Here is a 20,545-nt window from a genome sequence, read left to right on the forward strand (position 1 = left end):
TCACCGGTTCCGGTCGCGGGTGAGGAGGGGGTGCAGCAGGGCGCTCAGGGCGGAGACACGCAGGTCGTCGCCGGCCGCGGAGACAGGCGGAGCGTCCGCGGCCCCGGCCACGAGGGCGCTCTGGTCGTCGTCGGCCGCGAGGACACCCTGGTCGTGTCCCGCCGCGGATCCCGTCGGCGGCGCGGCCCCGGTGGGTGCCGGAGGGCTCTCGGGGGCGGCCGCGGCGAGACCGGCGGCGACGTCGGCTGCCGTGGGGGCCCGCATCAGCAGGGACGGATCGACGGTGAGGCCGCTGCACCGCTCCAGGGCGGCGGTCAGCTCGGCGATGACCAGGGAGTCCAGCCCCAGCGTCCGGAGCGGGCGGTCGCCGGGGTCCTCGCCCAGCACATGCACGAAGGCGTCCCGCACGTGACCGCGCAGCTGCTCGTGGTTCCGTCCGCCGGCCGGCCGTGCGGCGATCACGGTACGGATCTCCGTGGCCTCGCCGTACGGCCCGGTCCCGTTCGCGCCTGTCGTCGCGGGAGGGCCGGCCGGTGCGGGAGCGGGCGGCTGCGCGGCGGTGGAGACCGTGCCGGGGAAGACGACCGCGCCCGACGACCTGAGGTGGGCGAAGAACGCGTCGGCCGCCTCGTCCGCCGCGAGGGAGTGCGCGGCGGAGTACGACGCGTCGGCCTCCATGCCCGTGCCGGTCCAGTTGGGCCAGGCGTGCGCGGTGACCGTGGTGACGGCGTCGTTCTCGCGTTCGGCCAGGGCGAGTTGATAGGCGTTGGCCAGGCTGTAGTCGACGAGGCCGCGCCCGGCCCGGGGCCGGCTGCCCGCGACCGAGGACACCAGGACCGCGAAGTCGGCTCCCTCCGCGCGGGCCAGGCGTACGGCGTTCAGCGAGCCGGGGACCTTCGGGGCGACCACGCGCGCGGCGTCGCTCCAGGGCCGGCGGTGCATCGCGCCGAACGGGTTGACCCCGCCGGAGCAGTGCACCACACCGCGCAGGCGACCCCAGCGCGCCCCGAACTCGCGTGCGGCCGCGGTCAGGGCGGAGGCGTCGGCGACGTCACAGGGCAGGTAGGCCGCCTCGGCCCCCTTCGCCGTCTCCCGCAGCAGCGCGGCGCGGGCCTCGTCGAGGACGGACCGGCCGACGACGCCGATGTGACGGGCGCCGCCGTCGACGAGACGCCGGATCAGATGCCGTCCGACCGCGCCGAGTCCCCCGGTCACCAGGTAGTACCCGTCACCGGTCGGCCGGTACGCGGGGCCGGGCCGGGCGGCGGCCGTCCGCGGCGCGTAGCGGACGCCCCGGCGGTAGGCCGCGGTCGTGCCGGAGAACAGGTCCGTGCCGGGATCGGCGTCGGGGCTCCGGAGCAGGGCCGTGTACTCGGCGGCGATCTGCCGGGCCCGGACGTCGGCCGGGTCCGCCGGGTCCAGGTCGACGACGGCGCACCGCTTCCGGCTCTCCGCGCAGGCCGCCCGGACGGCCACGGCCATGGCGGCGACCTCCGGCCTCAGTCCCGCGCGTTCCGGCCGTCCGGCTTCCGACCGTACGGGCTCAGGGTTTCCGGGTTCCAGCCGCCGGTGTTCCGTGGCTCCGGGTTCCAGCCGCCCGTGTTCCGGTCGTGCGTGTTCCGCCGCGTGCACGGCCACGCCGTGGTGTCCCGCCCAGAGCAGCCTTCCGTGCGCGGGCAACGCCTTGACGAGGGCGCCGAGTTCGGACCAGAACGCGCTGAGGTCGGACGGTTCGGCGGCCGGACGGTCGGGGGCGTTCACCACGACGACGGTGTCGGCGCCCAGTCCGGTCTCCTCGATGAGCGCGCCCTGCTCGCGGAGCAGGGTCGTGAGGGCGGCCCGCAGGGCGGTGTCGGCGGTGACGAGGCGCACCGAGCCGCGCGGCGGCCGGACCCCGGCAGGCGGCAGTTCGCTGGGGTGCCATGTGACGCGCAGGGCCTCGGGGCCGTCCTGCGGCGCCGTCACCGTCGCGTCGTCGCGGGTGTGCCAGTGCTTCCGCGCGGCGAACGGGTAGGTCGGGAGGTCGGTGACGCGTGCTCCGGGCGTGCCGAGCCGGGGCCACTCGACGTGCGCGTATCCGGCTCTCACCATGGCGACGACAGCGGTGTGGCGGTGCGGCTCCCCGGCCGCGGCCTTGCCCCCGAGGGCCTGTTCGGCGGTGAGGGAGCTGTCGACGCGGGCGACCGGCAGCTCGCCGGCGGCGACGGAGCGCAGCGCGGCGGCGAGTTCGGCGGCGTCACGCCCGCTCACGGCCGTCTGGAACTCCAGCGGGGAGCGGCCCATGTTCGCCGTGTGGCAGAGGTCGGCGGTCTCCCAGTCGTCGCGCACCGCGTCGAGGCGGTCCGCGTAGGCCGCGGCGAGGGTGCGTACGGCGGTCTCGTCCGCCGCGGTGACGCGCATCAGATGCGGGCCTTCGACGGTCCCCGTACGGACGGGTGCGGGCGGTGGCTCCTCGACGACGACGTGGGCGTTGACGCCGCCCATGCCGAACGCGCTGACCGCGGCCCGCCGCGGATGCCCGCCCCGCGGCCAGGGCAGGGCACGGTCCGCGAGATAGAACGGCGTGTCCTCGAAACGGATACGGTCATTGGGACGCCTCACGTGCAGCGTCGGCGGAATCACCCCGCACTCCATCGCCAGCAACGCCTTCACCAGACCCGCCAGACCCGCCGCCGGCTCCAGATGACCCACATTGGACTTCAGCGAACCGATCGCACAGAACTGCGCCCGATCCGTGTGCACACGCCACGCCCGACTCACCCCGTCCACCTCGATCGGATCACCCAGACTCGTCCCCGTCCCATGCGCCTCCAGCAACCCGATCGTCTCCGGAGACACCCCCGCGTCCCGCAACGCCTCGGCCACGACCTCCCCCTGGCCACGGGCGCTCGGCACCGTCAGTCCGCTGGTGCGGCCCCCGTGGTTGACCGCGCTCCCCCGGATGACTCCGCGGACCCGGTCCCCGTCCCGCAGCGCCGCCGCCAACGGCTTGACCACCACCGCCACCACGCCCTCCCCCGGTACGAACCCGTCGGCCGCCGCGTCGAAGGCCCGCGACGCGCCGGAGGCGGACAGGGCCCGCAGATTCCTCATGGCCACGTAGTGCAACGGCGACATGGCGACGCGGACACCGGCGACGATCGCCTGCTCGCACTCGCCGTTGCCGATACTGCGCGCCGCCGTGTGCAGGGCCACCAGCGACGACGAGCACAGCGTGTCGACGGTCATGCTCGGCCCGCGCAGGTCCAGGAAGTGGCTGAGCCGGTTCGCGAGGAAGGCGTTGTGGTTGCCGAGGCCGCTGTGGGCGTCGAGTTCCGGCGGGATGTTGTAGTCGCGGTAGTGCTGGTAGCTGGCGCCCACGAACACCCCCGTGGACGGCGGCAGCCGGCGCGGCGGCAGGCCGGCCGACTCCAGCGCCTCCCAGGTCGTGCGCAGCAGCCAGCGGGCCTGGGGGTCGAGCACCTCGGCCTGCTTGGGGAAGAAGTCGAAGAAGCGGGCGTCGAAGTCCTCGACGTTGTCGAGGAAGCCGCCGAGGTCGGCCACGGAGCCCTCCGCGTACCTCCCCCAGCGATGGGCGGGCGCGGCCCCGACCTCCGAGTCCCCGCGGATCAGCAGCCGCCACAGCTCCTCGGGGGTCCGGGCGCCGGGCAGGGCGAGGGCGAGGCCGATGACGGCCATGTCCTTGAGGCGGGGCGCCGGTTCGGGCACGAGGTCGGGCGCCGGGTCGGGCTCGCAAACGCCGGTGGCCTTCGGTGGTGCGGCGGGGGCGGTGGCGGGCCGGGCCGCCTCCGTCCGCTCGGCCACGTGGGCGGCCAGGGCACGGCAGTCCGGCGCGTCGAGGACGTCCGTGGGGCTCAGCCGTACGCCGTGGTTCTCCTCGATCTCCGCCGCGACCGCCGTCGCCAGCATGGAGTCGAGGCCGGCGGAGGAGAGGGAGGTGGTGGGGGCGACGCTCGGATCGTGCAGGACGCTCCGCACGACCGCCAGCACGGCGGCCTCGATCCCGGCCCCGGCCCCGGGCACGGAGACCGGGGCGGCCAGGGAGGAGGCGGACACCGGAGCGGGTGGGGCGGCGGAGGCGGGCGCGGCCGTGCCGTACGCCTCCTGCCGGGAGCCGGCCGCCACCGTGCGGTACTCCACCTGCTCCAGGCGCACCAGGACGCGGCCCGCCGCGGACAGCAGGGTGACGTCTCCGCGGCGTACCCCGTCCGGCGCGGTGTCGTCGGCGTCGAGCAGCACATGGACGGCCCGCGCGGGATCGTCCAGCCGTACGACGCGCCCGATGGACACCGGCAGGTAGGCCGCCGACACCGCGGCCGGATCGGCCAGTGTCAGGACGGCCATGCTCTGCAGCGCGGCGTCCAGGGCGACCGCGGCCCCCTCCATGGCGTCACCGGCGGGGACGTCGATCCGGGCCAGCACTCTGGCCGCGGAGAAGCGCACCGTTGTGAGGGACCGCAGAGGGGCGGCGAAGTCCATGCCCTTGGCCGCGAACCAGGCGTACAGACCGGTGGGTTCGAGGCTGCGGTCGAGCCCCGCGCGCAGGACGTCGATGTCGTGGTCGGCGAACGTCCCGGCCGGCACCTCGTCCGCGGGGCCCGCCTCCAGACGGGCCACGATCCGGCCCCCCTGCCGGAAGGTGACCGGCCCGGTGCGGGTGGCGTCGTCGAGGTCGGTGACGAGGGGGTCGGAGCCGGTGCCGCGGGTGACGAACGCGACCCGCCGCAGGACACCGGCGCCGCGGAGCGCCAGGGCCAGCGTCAGCGCCCCGGGCAGCGTGTCCTCACCGAACACGCGGTGGGCGCGGGACAGCCGGCGGACGGTCCCCGTCAGGTCGGCGGTGTCCCGGCGTGTCCCCCGGTCCGTGGTGCTGGTCCCCGTCGAACGCTCCGCGGCGGCCCCGGTCCGGAAGGGGTAGGGCGGCAGGGCGACCCGTCGGGTCGGCATGCCCGCGTACACCCGGTTCCAGTCGACGGTTCCGCCGCCGACGTGGAAGAAGGCCAGCCCGGTGCTCAACCGGTCGTCCGGGAGCCTGAGTTGGGCCGCGATCCGGTCGGGGGTGCGGGAGGTGAAGGGGGCCAGGCGGGCGGCGAGCGCGGCGTCGACGGGACCGTCGGCACCAGCGGGCGCCACCCCGTCGCGCAGGACGATGCCGTGGAACTCCCCGTCCTGGCGGGCCTCCCCTTCCCCGTGGTTCCCCCCGGACCCGACAGGCTCGCCGGCCCCGGGAATCTCATCGGCCCGCAGGAGCTCCCGGTCCCCGTGTGCGATCCGGGCCAGGCCGGCCAGCAGGGAGTCGGCCGTGGCGCCGAGGACCACGATCCGGTGGCGCCGGTGGTCGCGCCCCACGGCGGCCGAGCGGCAGAGCGCGCCCGCGGCGGACGGCGCGGCCCGCAGCACCCGTTCCAGGTCCGCCGCGCGCCGGACCAGGGCCTCGGGGGTGTGCGCGGACAGCGGCAGGAGGTACTCGCCGAGCGCGTCCTGCGCGGGGGCGTCCGGTGCGGGAGCTGCGGTGTACTCCTCCACGACGACGTGGGCGTTGGTGCCGCCCATCCCGAAGGCGCTGATCCCGGCGCGGCGCGGGGCGTCGGAGCGCCACGGCGTGGGCCGCGTGGGGATCGCGAAGGGCCCGCCCGTGAGGTCGAGGTGCGGTCCCGGCGTCTCGTGGCCCGCGAGGGGCGGGATCTCCCCGTGCCGGAGGCACAGCAGGACCTTGACCAGGCCGGCCAGTCCGCTCGCCGGTTCCAGATGCCCGACGTTGGCCTTCACCGAGCCGAGGTGGAGCGGGGTACGGCGGTCCGGGTCGGCGCCGAACACCTCGGTGAGCGCGGCGATCTCGATCGGGTCGCCCAGCCGGGTCGCGGTGCCGTGGGTCTCGATCAGGGAGATGTCCGCCGGGGCGGCGCCCGCGTCGTCGAGGGCGGCCAGGATGACGGCGGACTGTGCCTCGCTGCGCGGCACGGGCAGGGCGCTGCCGCGACCGCCGTGGTTGACGGCGGTCCCCCGGATCACGCCCCACACGGTGTCACCGTCACGCTCGGCGTCCGCCAGGGGCCGGAGCATGACGGCGATCGCTCCCTCGCCGGGGACGAACCCGTCGGCGCGTTCGTCGAACGGCCTCGGCAGGCTCTCGGAGAGGGCACCGAGCTGGCTGAGGCTGCGGTAGTACCAAGGGGTCAGCCCGACGTGGCAGGCGGCCACGATCGCGGCACCGCACGTGCCGGAGCGCAGCGCCGCCACCGCCTGCTGGAGGGCGACGAGGGAGGAGGAGCACAGGGTGTCGACGGTCTGGGAGGGGCCCGTCAGGTCGAGCGCGTACGAGATCCGGTTGGCCAGGACCGCGTTAAGGGAGCCGAGGGCGGTGTGCGGTCCGACGGTGTCCAGTCCGCGCGCGTCGCGGTGGTGGGTGTAGGTGGCGCCCACGAAGACGCCGATGTCGCGGCGGCCGACGAGGCCGCTCTCGTCGCGTACCGCCCAGGCGTGTTCGAGCAGCAGCTTCTGCTGGGCGTCCATCTCCTCGGCCTCGCGTACGGAGATACCGAAGAACGACGGGTCGAAGCGGTCGATGTCGTCGAGGAAGGCTCCCGTGCGGCAGTAGGTGCCCGTCATGTGGGGGCCGCGTTCCTCGAAGTGCGCGTCGATGTCCCAGCGTGCGGCCGGGATCTCGGTGAACGCGTGTCCGCCGGAGCGGAGCAGCGGCCACAGGGCGGCCGCGTCAGGCGCGCCCGGCAGGTCGCCCGACACGGCGACGACCGCGATGTCCCGGCCGGCCCGATCCGCCGGGTCGGGCGTCCGCCGGGGCCGCCCGGCCGACGCGGACCTCGCTTCGGGTCTTGGCGCGTCCCCCGAGGCGGGTCTGGGCCCGGGCGCGCATGCGTCCCCCGCCTCGGGCTCGGGCTCGGCCCTCCGTGTGTCCCGTGCTGCGGGGTCCGACGGTTCCGGGGTCCGGTCGGTGGCCGGGGGCGCGACCGCGCCGGCCGCCCCGTGACGGTCCGTCAGTGCGTGGGCGAGGTCGGCGAAGTCGCCGTGCTCCAGGAAGAGGGTGGCCGGGAGATGGAGGCCCCACCGGCGGGAGAGTTCCTCGGACAGCTCGACGCTCATGATGGAGCTCATGCCGTAGTCGGCGAGGGGGGTGCGGCGGTCGAAGGAGGACACACCGAGCCGCTCGGCGAGGAAGCTCTCCAGCGCGTCCTCGACCCGTTCCCGGCCCTCGGCGACGTGTACGGCGTCCAGGTCACCGGTGTCCGTCCCGGCAGGCGGCCGGGGCGCGGCGGCGTTCCCCCCGTCCGCGTCGGGCCCGGCCTCCGAGGCGTCGGGGTGGGCGACGACCACCTGGCGGGCGTCCCCGCCCAGCACGGCGATCAGCGCGTCCAGGGCCTCGGCCGTACCCAGGGGCCGGACGCCCCGCCGCCGGAGCCGGTCCGCGACCGCCGTCCCCATGCCGACCTCGCCCCACAGGCCCCAGTCGACACTGAGCCAGGGCGCGCCGTGCGCGTGGGCGAACGCGTCCAGGTAGGCGTTGGCGGCGGCGTAGCCGCCCTGGCCGAGGTTGCCGAAGGTGCCGGAGACGGAGGCGAACAGCACGGCGAAGTCGAGGTCCGTGCCGGCGACGGCGTCGGCGAGTTCGCGTACGCCCGAGACCTTGGGCCGCAGGACGGCCGTGATGTCCTCGGCGGTGGTCGTCCGGATCAGCCCGTCCTTGAGGACGCCCGCCGCGTGCACCACGCCGTGCAGTTCGCCGTGCTCGTCGCGGATCCGTTCGACGACGGCGCGCAGTTCACCGGGGGCGGTGACATCCGCGGCGTAGGACACGACGGTGCATCCCGCCGGGCCGGTGTCGACCGGGCGGGAGGCGTCGCCGGCGGGCCGGCCGCTGCGGCTGACGAGCGCGACGAGCCCCGCGCCCTCCGCGGCGAGACGGCGGGTCACCTCCAGGCCCAGTCCCCCGTGTCCGCCGAGGACGAGATAGCGGCCGCCCCTGCGCACGGGCCGGGCCGCCGGGCCTCCCGGCGTGTCGAACACGCGGACGGGTTGGTGGCGGACGCCGTCGCGGTAGCCGACCTCCACGGGGCTGTCCTCAGTCGCCGTGGAGTCCTTCGCCGTGGAGCCGGCCGTCGCCGTGGAGCCGTCTCCGTTCTCCGGGCGGCCGTCGCCGAGTTCCGTCATGAGCGCGTCGTCGGAGGTGTCGTCGAGGTCGACGAGCCGGGGGCGCAGGCCGGGGTACTCGATGGCCGCCGTACGGACGAGTCCCCACAGGGCGGCGCGGGCGGGCACCGGCCGGTCGTCGTGCCCCACCGGCTGGGCGTGCCGGGTCACCACGAGGAAACGGGATCTGCGCTGCCGGGCGCCGAGCGTCTTCAGGGCGGCGAAGCACCCGTGGAGCCCGGCGTCGAGTTCCCCGTCCTCCTGCCCGTCGGCGTCGGTCGCGTGGGCGTTCCACAGGTGCACCACTCCCGCGACCTCGTCCCCCACGTCCTCCCAGAGCCCCCGGAAGGCGTCCTCGTCGGCGTGCGGCAGGACGAGCCGGTCGCCCGGGTGCGCCACGGGGGTCTCGTCGGGCCGGGGCGCGGCGGCGGTGCCGAGGCCGACCTCCACCACGCGGGCGCCGTCGGCGCGGAGCCGCCCGGCGGTGCGCCGGCCGAGGGCGTCGCCGTGGTGGAGGACCACCCAGGTGCCCCGCGCGACGCGGCGGGCCGGGCCGGGGGCGGGGGTGGGCCGCCACACGATGCGGGAGACGAGCCGCGCGGGGCGCCCGCTCGGCGCGGTGGCTCGGCCCGCTTCGGTGGTGCGGCGCATGCGGACTGCGGTGAACTCCGCCGCCACCTCGCCCGACGGCCCGAGGAGCAGGGCGTCGCCCGTCGAGTAGGCGCCCTCGACCGCGGTGCGACGGGCGACGACGGTGGCCCCGGACGCCAGGGCCGACAGATCGGTGTGGACGGCGACGCGCGCGACGCCGATCGGCAGCATGGGCCGCGGCCCGGTCGTCCCGTCGAGGTCCTGGAGGGCGCAGCTCATGACCTGGAGCACGCCGTCCGTCAGCAGGGGGTGGGCGAACCAGGGCAGGGGTTCGGCGTCGCTGCGCAGGACGGCGCGGGCGGTGCCCTCGCCGACGGTGAGTTCGCGGACGGTGCGGAAGTCGGGCCCGTACCGCAGGCCGTCCCGCGCCCAGCCCGCGTACAGGTCGTCCGGGGTGATGGTGCGGTGGACGGTGATCCGCGGAACGGCCCCGGCGGCTGTGCCGTACGGGAGGGGCCCGCCGCAGCCGGTGGAGAGCTGTTTGCGTTCCCCGGCGGTGACGGTGCTCAACTCGAAGCGGGTGTCCGGGTCGTGGACGACGTCGAGGCGGACGGCCGCCGTGGCGTCGTCGGCGAGGGTGAGGGGCCTGAGGAAGGCCACGTCGGTCAGTTCCAGCGGTGCGAACGGCCCGAGCCGGGCCACGCCCACCATCGCCATCTCCAACTGCGCCGCGGCGGGCAGCAGTCCGGTGCCGGCGGCGCGGTGCTGGGCGATGAGGGGCTCGCCCCCCGCGAAGGTCTTCTCGTACGTCTCGGCTCGCTGCGTCACTGTCCCTCGCTCCGGTGCTCGTAGTGGCGGTCGAACAGCGGGTGGCTGACGGCGTTCGTCACTGCGCGGCGACGTGCGGGGGGCGCGGCCAGCGGCTCTCGGTGGAACGGGTAGACGGGCAGGGTGGTCGTGCGGTGCGGTTTGCCCTCGTGGAGCGCGGGCCAGTCCAGGTCGGCGCCCGTCAGGTTGTGGTGGGTGGCGAGGGCGGTGTGCAGCTGTGTCTGGTCGCCCCGCCCGCGGTGGAGCGTGGTGAGCCAGACGGGGTGCGGCTCGGCGAGGGTCGTCCGGGCCAGGGGCGTGAGGTGGGGGTGCGGGCCGATCTCCCAGACGGCCTTCGGGTCGGTCTCCGCGAGGGCGCCCAGCGCCTGGGTGAAGCGGACGGGCCGGCGGATGGCCTCGGCCCAGTGCCCGGCGTCCACGGCGGAGTCCGGGGTGTGCCAGGTCCCCGTGAGGGTGGACGCGAACGGGATGGCGGGCGGGGTGAGGGCGGTCGCCGCCACGGCCTCGGCGAACGGCGCGACGGCCGGCTCCATGTCGGCGGAGTGGAAGGCGTGGCTGACCGGGAGGAGCCCGGTGCGGTGCGGGGTGTCCTCGCGGAAGCGGGCGAGCGTGTCGGCCGGACCGGTGACGGTGTGGACGTTCGGTGCGTTGTAGGCGGCGATCTCCAGGCCCGGATGGGCGCGCAACGCCTCGGTGAGGGTGGCGGTGTCGGTGTGGACGACGGCCATGGCGCCGGTCGCGGGCCGGTCCTGCATGAGGCGTCCACGCAGGGCGGTCAGCCGGAGCAGGTCGGGCAGCGGGAGCACTCCGGCGCACCAGGCGGCGGTGAGTTCACCGAGGCTGTGTCCGGCGACGGCGTCGGGGCGGACCCCGGTGGCCTCCAGGTACCGGGTCAGGGCCACCTCGACGCTGACGATGGCGGGCTGGGCGTACCGGGTCGTCTCCAGCAGGTGCCGGGCGTCGCCCCACAGCAGGTCGAGGAGGGGGACGTCGAGGTGCGGGACGAGGAGGTCGGCGCAGGTGTGCAGCGCGTCGCGGAAGCGGGGTTCCGTGGTGTACAGGCCGCGGCCCATGCCGGGGTACTGGGAGCCCTGCCCGGTGAACAGGAAGGCGGTGGTGACGGCCCTGCCGGTGTGCCGGACGACGGGGGTGCGGCCGGCCGCCACGTCGCCCAGCCGGTCGGCCAGCTCGCGGGCCGTGGCGCCCTGCACGGCGACCCGGTGGCGCTGGGCCGCCCGTCCGGCGTTGGCGGTGAGGACGACGTCGCCCAGCCGGTCCTCGGGGGTGACGGCCACACGGTCGGCGTAGGCGGCGGCCAGGGCCCGTACGGCGGCCTCGTCGGCGCCGGTGACGCGCAGGAGATGGCTGTCCTGGGCCGGGCCCGAGGGGACGGGCGGCTCGGGGGCCTCCTCGACGATGACGTGGGCGTTGACGCCGCCCATGCCGAAGGCGCTGACCGCCGCACGCCGGGGCCCGCTCCCCCGCGGCCACTCGACGGGCCGGTCCGCGAGGTAGAAGGGCGTGTTCTCGAAGCGGATGTGGTCGTTCGGGCGTGTCACGTTCGCCGTGGGCGGGATGACCCGGTGCTCCAGCGCCAGCAGGACCTTGACCAGCCCGGCGAGTCCGGCGGCGGGCTCCAGGTGGCCGATGTTGCTCTTCAGGGAGCCGAGCGCGCAGAACTGCGACCGTGCCGTGAAGCGGCGCCACGCCCGCATCAGCCCCTCCACCTCGATCGGGTCGCCCAGCCCGGTTCCGGTGCCGTGCGCCTCGACCAGCCCGATCGACTCCGGGGACACACCCGCGTCCGCCAGGGCCGCCGCCACGACCTCCTGCTGCCCCGCGCCGCTGGGCACCGTCAGGCCGCTCGTACGGCCGCCGTGGTTGACCGCGGTCCCGCGGATGACACCCCGTACCCGGTCGCCGTCGCGCAGCGCCGCCGCGAGGGGCTTCACCACGACCGTGACGACCCCCTCGCCGGGGACGAAGCCGTCGGCGCCCGCGTCGAAGGCGCGTGACCTGCCGGTGGGCGAGAACGACCGGAGGCGTGAGCCGAGCTGGAAGTACTGGGGTGACATTCCCAGGTGCACGCCGGCGACGATCGCCTGCTCGCACTCGCCGGCGCGGATGCTGCGGACCGCCGTGTGCAGGGCCACCAGCGACGACGAGCAGAGCGTGTCGACCGTCATGCTGGGGCCGTGCAGGTCGAGGAAGTAGCTGAGCCGGTTGGCGAGGATCGCGTTGTGGTTGCCGAGTCCCGCCGCGGTCTGCACGACGTCGTCGACGACCAGGTCCCGGTAGTGCTGGTAGCTGGCGCCCACGAACACGCCGGTGGAGCGGTCCGGCCGGCCGGCCAGCCCGGCGTCCTCCAGCGCGCGCCAGGCCGACTGGATCAGGTGCCGCTGCTGCGGGTCGATCCACCGGGCCTCGGCGGGTGACAGCCGGAAGAAGCCGGGGTCGAAGTCGGTGAGTCCGTCGACGAATCCGGCCCGCCTGAGGTAGACGGTGCCGGGCTCGCCGTCGGTGCCGTAGTAGGCGTCGATGTCCCAGCGGGAGGCGGGCACCTCGCGGAGGCAGTCCGCGCCGTCGAGGAGGACCCGCCACAGCTCCCCCGGGTCGGCGGCGCTCGGGAAGACACCGTCGACGCCGATGACGGCGATGGCGTGCCGTTCCGGGTCGGCACCACCGACGGCGGGGGCGGCGGGAGCGGTGGTCGGCGCGGTGGAGGCGGGTGCGGGGGCCGAAGCGGCGGAGGCGGGTGCGGTGGAGGCGGCAGGCTGCGCGGCCGGGGTGAGGGCCGTCCCGGTCGGGGTGGCGGCGGGTGCGGCGGGAACGAGGGGGTCCTCCGGCTGGGGTTCCCGCTCAGCCGGGTGCGCCGGCGTGTCGGGGATGTCGGCGGCGCCGGGCGTGAGGGTGACCCCGTACTCCTCGCGGAGTTCGGCGGTGAGCCGGTCGACCGTTCCGGTCTCCAGGACGAGGGTGACCGGGATGTCGACGTCGAGCCTGGCGCGGATGTCCTGCGCCAGGGCGACCGCGAGGACGGAGTCCAGGCCCTGTTCCTGCAGCGGGCGGTCCGGTTCGAGTTCGTCGACCCCCTTCTCCAGGGCGTCCGCCACCCAGCGGGCCAGGGTGGCGTCGAGGCCGTCGCCCCGCCCCCTGCCCGGACCGGGCGGCGCAGGACGGTGCCCGTTGCTGCGCGCGGCCGGGACCGCGGGCCTCGCCGGAGCGGCGTCGGCGCTACGGGCCGCGACGGGGCTCGGGGCGCCGGACGAGGGCGTGCCCGAAAGCCGCTTCCAGGTGATGCCGCGGGCCTCCAGGACCGGATCGTCGCCGTCGAGGATCACCAGACTCGCGGTCAGCAGGCCGGAGTCGGGCCCGGTGTCCCTCTCGCGCCGGGCGTGGACGCGGGCCGTGGCCGGGACCGGGCCGAGGACGGTGAGGCGTTCCACGGCGAACGGCACGTACAGTCCCTGCGCGCCGCACGCGGCGAGGGCGATCTGGAAGGCGCCGTCGAGGAGCCGGGCGTCGGCCACGCCCTCGGGCGCGGAGGTGGCCCGGAGGGTTCCCGTCGCCCGACCGGGGGCGGTGGCGAGCGCCGCGACGGTCCGGAAGGCGGAGCCGTAGACGAGTCCGTCACGGGCGAAGGCCCGGTACAGCGCACCGAGTTCGACGGGGGTGAGGCCGTCGTCGCCCGCCGGGACGCGGAGCGCGGGCGGCTCGGGCGCGGTCAGTTCGGCGGTGGCGACGAGGGCGCCGTCGCCGTCGCGGAAGCCGAGGCGTGTTCCGTCGCGTTCCGCCGACAGGGTCGCGGGCGTCTCGACGGCCCTGCGGAACGTCAGATCGCGCAGGCCGAACCGTTCCCGGCCGACGAGTTCGGCCACCTTGCCGGGGTAGGCCGCGCCGGGCAGGGTGGGCCTGCCGAGGACGACGTGCTCGTCGGCCTCGGGGAGCCGCGCCCAGGAGTGGGTCGTACGCCCGGTGGTGGCCGACCCGGCGGGCGTGTCGGGGAGCGGGACCTCGTGGGGCGTCGCGGGGGCGACGGGTTCCAGCCACAGGTACGTCTCGTCGTGGGGCGCGGTCGGGAAGCGTACGCCCGCCCGTCCCGGCCCGGTGCCGAGGTCGGCGCCGGTGACGAACCGCCGTGCCGTCGCCTCCAGTTCCTCCCGGTCCGCCCCGTCCGCGACCGGCGCGCCGTCCGTGTTCGACGAGGGGGCGGCCACTCCCAGGTGGAGGGAGCGGGCGTCGTCCACGCCGGCCAGGAACAGCCGCAGTTTGTCCTCCAGTTGCTCCAGGCTGTCGACCACGCAGGCGAGCCGGTGGTCCGCCGGGGTCCGCCTGTGGCTCGCTTCGCTCAGCGCCCTGAGGGACGGGCAGTACGGGGAGCGCAGCATCAGCACCAGACGCTGCACGAGGGTGCGCAGCGCGCCGTCCGACACGGCCGACAGGGTCACCAGTCGGGGCAGCCGGTCGCGGTCGGCGTCCTCGTGCGGTGCGGGGGGCGCGGCCTCGACGACCACGTGCGCGTTGGCGCCGCCGAAGCCGAAGCTGCTGACGCCGGCGATGCGCGGCCCGTCCCAGGGCAGGGGCCGGTCGGCCACGAACAGCGGTGAGGCCGCGAAGTCGAACGACTTGTTCGGGTCGGTGTGATGGAGGGACGGCGGGATGGTCCCGGCCTGGAGGGCGAGGATCGTCTTGATGAGTCCAGCGATGCCGGCGGCGGGCTCCAGGTGGCCGATGTTGGTCTTCACCGACCCCACGGCGACCGGGTGACCGGCCCCGGCGAGGACGGCGTGCAGGGCCTCCAGTTCGACGAGGTCGCCGAGCTGGGTGCCGGTGCCGTGCGCCTCGACGTAGCCGATGTCCGCGGGGGCGGCGCCGGCGGCGGCGAGCGCCTTGCGCAGGACCGCCGTCTGGGCGGGTCTGCTCGGCGCGGTGAGGAAGCCGGCGCTCCCGCCGGTGTGGTTGACGGCGGTGCCGCGGATCACCGCGAGGACCGGGTCGCCGTCGCGGCGGGCGTCCGCGAGCCGCTTCAGCAGCACGACGCCGCAGCCCTCTCCGCGGACGTAGCCGTCGGCGCCCTCGTCGAACGCCCGGCACACCCCCTGCGGGGACAGCATGCCGTTGCGGGCGAAGGACCGGGTCTTGTCCGGGGTCAGCACCAGGTTGGCGGCGCCGACCACCGCGGCGTCGATGTCGCCCGACCTGAGGTGGACGGCGGCCTGGTGGAGGGCGACGAGGGACGACGAGCACGCCGTGTCGACGGCCATGCTCGGGCCCGACCAGTCGAAGACGTGCGACAGCCGGTTGGCGACCATGGAGATCGCGGTGCCCGTGGCGACGTGCGGGTCGTCGTGGCCGACGCTCCGGGCGACCAGTTCCGGGAAGTCGCTGGCGATCGTGCCGATGAAGACGCCGGTGTCGCCGCCGAGCGATTCGTGGTCGTGGCCGCCGCTCTCCAGCGCCTCGGCGGTCACGCTCAGCAGCATCCGCTGCAGGGGGTCGAGGCGGCGGGCCTCGCGGTCGCTGAGGCCGAACCGTGCGGGGTCGAAGGACGCGACGCCGTCGACCCAGCCCATCGGCAGTGCGTCCGCCGCGGCGCCGGTCCACAGCCGGGCCCAGCCGCGTCTGTCCGCCGGGGCGTCACCGATGCTGCAGACTCCGTCGGCCAGGTTGCGCCAGAACTCGTCCGGGGTGGCGGCGCCGGGGAACCGGCACGCCATCCCGACCACGGCCAGCGCCCCTTCGGGCATCTCCTCCCGCGCGCGCTCGGGCACCTCGTCCGGCGCCCCCTCAGGCGCGTCACCCGGCGCAGGCCGGTCCACGGCCCGTGGGGACTGCGTCACGTCCGTCCGGGGCCGCCGGTCCGCCTCGGCCGTCTCCCGTGCGGGCTCGGCGGCCTCGACCGGGGTCTGTGCCTGCGAGTCCGGCGAGGCCGACGGGCACAGCGGGGACGACGGGGACGACGGGGACGACGGGGCAACCCGTACCACCCCCTCGTCGGCCAGCAGTCGCGCCAGCCTGGCCGGGGTGCCGGTCGCGAAGAGGGACGGGGCGGTGACCTCCGCACCCAGCTCCCGGCTCAGGCGCACGGCGGCGACCGTCACGTTGGCCGACTCACCGCCGAGATCGAAGAAGTTGGCGTCCGCCGGAAAGCCGTCCTGCCCCAGCACCTCGCCGAAGACCCGGGCGACGAGCGCGGTCAGCGCCTCACCGGTGAGGACGGCACCCTCGGTGGCCGGCGTCGTGTCCCGGACGGGCGTCGACGTGTCCGTGCGCAGGATCGTGTCGCGTGACGGCCGGGGCAGTCGGGCGCGGGCCACCTTGCCGTTGTCGGTCAGGGGCAGGGCGTCGAGCCGTACGTACGCGTCCGGGACCATGTACTCGGGCAGGGTGGCACCGACGAGCTCGTCCAACTGGTCCTTCGCGGGCAGGCGGTCGCCGACCAGGTAGGCGGTCAGCCGCGGCTCGCCCCGGCCCTCGAAGCGCGCGGCGGTGACGACGGCCGCGGTGACGCCGGGGAGCCGTTCCAGCACCTGCTCGATCTCGGCGGGCTCGATGCGGTTGCCCCGCACCTTGACCTGGGCGTCGGCGCGGCCGAGCCATTCCAGGGCGCCGTCGGCGTGGAGCCGCACCTCGTCGCCGGTGCGGTACATGCGCACCCCGGTGCCGGGGTGGACGGTGAAGGCGTCGTCCGTGAGGTCGGGCCGGTGGGCGTACCCGCGCGCGAGGCCGGTGCCGGAGATCCACAGCGCGCCCTCCGTACCGGGCGCGCAGGGGGCGAGGTGCTCGTCCAGGACGTGCAGCCGCAGGTTCGGCAGCGGTTCGCCCAGCGGGATGAAGGCGCCCACGGAGGTGACGCGGTGGGCGGAGGCCCAGATGGTGGCCTCGGTGGGGCCGTACAGGTTCCACAGGGCCCGCGCCGTGGCGTGCAGGCTCTCGGCGACGCTGCGGGGCAGGGCCTCGCCGCCGGAGAGGACGGTGAGTCCGGCGGGCGGGGTCCAGCCGGTGGCCAGGAGCAGCCGCCACATGCTGGGGGTGGCCTGGGCGACGGTGACCTGGCCGGCCAGTTCGGCGAGGCGCTGCGGATCGCGGGCCGTCTCGCGGGAGGCGAGGACGACCTCGGCGCCGACGGTCAGCGGCAGCAGGAGTTCCAGCAGGGAGATGTCGAAGGCGACCGTCGTGTGGGCGAGGACGACCTCGTCGGCGGAGGTGCCGAGCCGTTCGCCGATCCCGGTCAGGAAGGCGGCGAGCGCCCCGTGCTCGATCTCGACGCCCTTGGGGGTGCCCGTGGATCCGCTGGTGAACAGGGTGTACGCGAGGTCGCCGGCGGTGACGGTCGGCGGCACGGCCGGGGCCGACCCGTCCGCCTCGGGTACGGGCAGGGCGGTGCCCAGGGAGGCGCCGAGCGCGTGGGTGGCGGGGTCGGTCAGGATCAGGTCGCACCGCGCTACCTCGGTGTAGCCGCGCAGCCGGTCGGTGGGGTATCCGGGGTCGAGGGGCAGGAAGGACGCCCCGGCGCGGAGGATGCCGAGGAGGGCGGGCAGCAGCGGCAGACCGCGGTCGACGAGGACGCCGACGACCGACCCGGACTCGATGCCCTGGTCGTGCAGCCGGGCGGCGACCGCGTCGGCCCAGGCGTCGAGAGCGGCGTAGTCGAGGGTGCGGGTGCCGCTGCGGACGGCGGTGGCGGTGGGCCGGTCGGCGACCGCGGCGGCGAACAGGTCGAGGACGGTCCCGCCGCCGGACGCGGTGGCGTCCCCGGCGGGCGGCGCGGTCTCACCGGACCGGGAGACGGACACGGCCTCGCCCGACCGGGAGACGGACACGGCCTCGCCCGACCGGGAGACGGAGACGGTCTCGCCCGGCCGGGAGACGGACGGGATGTCGTCGCCGTGGAGGAGGGCGGCGAGGGCGAGGTCCTCGATCCGTTCGGTGAACTCCAGCGCCTCCTCCCGTGCCATCGCGGTGTCCCGGACGAAGACGGTGGGCGGGCCGTCCCTGAGGCAGAGCAGCGCGATCTCGGTGTGCGGGGCGGCCGACGCCTCCTCGCCCGAGGCGCGTTCGAGGACCATCACGTCGGTGAACGTGGGCTCCCCGCTGCCCAGGGGCCGTCCGGCGAGGCCGAGCCGGACCTCCAGGTCGGCGGTGTAGCCGCTGCGGGCCGCGGCCTCGTCCAGCTTGTCGCGCAGGGCGCTCGCGCTGTCGCCGTCGTACCGCACGGGGAACCGCGCTGCGGCGATGCCGTGGGTGTCCTCGGCACGGGCGCGGGCGGCCGACGGCGACCAGGCGAAGTCGAAGGCGGGTTCCTCGGCGCGTTCGGCGACGACGGCGAGGAAGGCGCGGACGAGACTGATCGTCTCCTCGCGGGAGCGGGGGACGAACGCCAGCTCGTAACGGCCGTAGTGCGCTGCGCCGGCACTGAAGTCGTCGACGGGCAGCCGGGCCGGGCGCAGGTCGAGCAGCCGGGCCCGCCACCAGGGTTCGTGGACGCGCAGAGCCTTCTGGGCTGCGGCGACGGCGGCCAGGCGTTCGGCGCCGACCGGAGGCAGGGGGGCGCCCTCGACGGCGCCGAGCCGCTGCGCGGCGGCCTGCCCGCTCAGGGCGCTGCCGTCGACGGCGGCGAAGTCGCTGAGGACGAGGTCGGCGTCCGGGGCGGAGAGGGTCAGCGCCGAGGTGGTCACGGACCGCACCACGGTGTCCGTGCGGGGCTCGTCGCGCGGGATCAGCCTGATCTGCCGGGTGAGGACGGCACCCTGCTCGGTGAGGAGGGTGGGGATGCCGAGCGGGTTGGGGAAGCTGCCGTAGTCCAGGGCCTTGGAGAGACGGGCTGCCTCGGCGGCCGGGGTGCCCGCGTGGACGATGCCGCCGGAGGCCATGCGCGCGGACCGCCGGTAGAAGCGGCGCTCCCGGTCGGCGGTGTCGACGGCGTCGGGCAGGGTGCCCGCCACGATGTGCGGGACGAGGCTGTCGAACAGGTCGATGCCGACCTCGGCGGTCTCGTACGTCAGGGAGAGCGCGGTGGAGTGGTCGCGCACCGGGAACCAGCGTTCGAGGAGGACGCCGCCGGCGTCCACGGCCTCCGTCATCCGGTGCCATGTCGCCGCGTGCCGGGTGGCGCCCTCGTACAGGGCCCAGGCCGGGACGTGGCTGCCGGAGTAGCGGGGCAGGGGGCCGTCGTGGAAGTTGACCGCGGCGACCCGCGGGAGGTTCAGGACGTCCGCGGTCAGGATGCGGAAGTTGACGATGCTGAGCAGGTAGTCGAAGGGCCGGCGGGACAGGGTCGCCGCGAGGTCGGCGTGCGGGTCGAGCACCGGCACGTCGTGCTCGCCGGCCCACGCCACGACGGCGGTGTCGTCGCTGAGGACGCCCGCGACGTGTACGCCCGCGTCGAGCAGCTTCGCCGTGCACCGGGTGAGGACCCTGGTGCCTCCTATGACGTAGCAGGTGGTCGTCATGCTCCGCCCTCCGCCGCGGCGGGGCGGACCGGGTCGGTGCCCGCGCTCTCCGGCGTGCCGTCCGCGGTGCGGGCGGCGACCCAGGCGTCGATCTGGGAGACGACCTCCTCGTCGAGGGAGAGCTGGCCCGGGGTCCACAGCGGGTTCGACAGACCGCGGTGGGTGCGCTCGCACATCTCCCAGTCCTCGTAGTTCGCCTTGTCCCACAGGGCGAACACGGCCTCGTGGGAGAAGTCGTCCTTGGCGGTCTCGGAGGGGTGGAACAGCCAGAAGTGCCGTACGAAGCAGGTTCCGGGGCTCTCGGGCCAGACCCACTGCATCATCACGTAGTCGGCGGTGAACCCGAACAGGAGGTTGGGCAGGATGGTGATCCAGTTGATCCGCTGCCGGTCGGCCTCGGGCACGAGCGGCAGCGGGGTGCGCCGGCTGCGCCCCGTCATGGACACGGAGTTGAAGCCGCTGCGGATGGACTGCCAGGCCCCGACGATGTCGCCCCGGAGGTCGTAGGTGCCGGCGTCGTCGAAGTCGGTGATGCGGTGCAGGTCCTTGTGGGCGGTCGGGAAGTGCAGGGACTCGTTGACGTTGTGGGCGACGAGCTTCCAGTTGGAGGCGACGGGATAGTCCTTGGCCTGGACGCACTCCAGGTCCGCGAGCGCGTAGACCCGCGCGAACTCGCCGAACTCGCCGAGGGCTTCGTCCAGGTCGGGGGCGTCGTCGGAGAAGGTGATGAAGACGACGCCGTGGCGGATCTCGGTACGGACGGGCAGCAGACCGTTCTTCTCCTTCTCGAAGAAGTGGTCGAAGTAGGTGCCGTTGAGGCTCTTGAGCCGGCCGTTGCGGTCGTAGACCCAGCAGTGGTAGAGGCAGACGAGGCTCTGCCGCTTGCCGCTGGGTTCCTCCACGAGCTTGTAGCCCCGGTGCCGGCAGTAGTTGTGGTACGCCTGGATGCCGTTGTCGCCGTGGAGGAGGAGGACGGAGCCGCTGCCGATGTTCAGCGTGCTGTAGGCGCCCTTCTCCTTCAGGCGGGAGACGTGGTCGACGGGGAGCCAGTGCCGGCCGTAGATGCGGGACATCTCCCGCTGGAACTGCTCCTGGCCGGTGTAGAACTCGTGCGACCGGCCGATGCCACCGGACTCGAAGTACGGCCTCTGCTCGGTCTGCTCGCTGATGAGGTCGAACATGCTGGACGCGCGCGTCATCTGCTGGGCTCCCTCGGGGTGAGGTGCGGGAAGGCGGTGGCGGAGGGCCCGGCCCGGGCCACGGGGCGTACGCACCGGGGTGCGACGGCCCCGGGAGTGCGCCCGCCCGTCCGGTGGCGGTCGGCGGCACGACTCCGTGCGGGTCGGCGGTACGGGGGCGGCTCGGAGCACGGGGAGGGCGGGACGGGCGCGGCGGCGCCGTACGTCACCCTGCCGGCGCGGCGTGGCGCGGGCTCCGGGGTTCCCGCCGCCCGGGGGGCACAGCGCATGGGCCGTGCGGCGGCGGGCGGGAGAGGGCGGGCGGCGGAGAGGCCGACGCGACCCGAGGGG

3 protein-coding genes are annotated in these 20,545 nt (G+C 75.4%); all 3 read right to left on the reverse strand.

What is annotated here, in order from left to right; genetic code table 11:
• The 3 genes from GSY65_RS34240 to GSY65_RS02175 are packed head-to-tail and all read right to left on the reverse strand — an operon-like array spanning position 1 to position 20,215.
• Complete coding sequence (locus tag GSY65_RS34240) at positions 1-9,564, reverse strand: SDR family NAD(P)-dependent oxidoreductase (RefSeq protein ID WP_159765669.1); 9,564 nt, start codon at positions 9,562-9,564, stop codon at positions 1-3.
• Positions 9,561-19,016: a polyketide synthase gene (locus GSY65_RS02170; protein WP_159765670.1), complete on the reverse strand. Its 9,456-nt coding sequence runs from the start codon at positions 19,014-19,016 to the stop codon at positions 9,561-9,563. The genes GSY65_RS34240 and GSY65_RS02170 overlap by 4 nt, the downstream gene beginning before the upstream one ends.
• Positions 19,013-20,215, reverse strand: a complete 1,203-nt coding sequence (locus tag GSY65_RS02175; protein ID WP_236579668.1) for an aromatic ring-hydroxylating oxygenase subunit alpha — start codon at positions 20,213-20,215, stop codon at positions 19,013-19,015. Before GSY65_RS02175 ends, GSY65_RS02170 begins: the two co-directional genes overlap by 4 nt.
• Between the last annotated feature and the right edge of the window lie 330 nt (positions 20,216-20,545).

The organism is Streptomyces sp. HM190 (assembly GCF_009857135.1).
In the GTDB taxonomy this organism is placed as follows: Bacteria; Actinomycetota; Actinomycetes; order Streptomycetales; family Streptomycetaceae; genus Streptomyces; species Streptomyces heilongjiangensis.

Coding starts and splice junctions, on each gene's coding strand:
- GSY65_RS02175 (WP_236579668.1), bottom strand. CDS start 20,215: ATGACGCGCGCGTCCAGCATGTTCGACCTCATCAGCGAGCAGACCGAG.
- GSY65_RS02170 (WP_159765670.1), bottom strand. CDS start 19,016: ATGACGACCACCTGCTACGTCATAGGAGGCACCAGGGTCCTCACCCGG.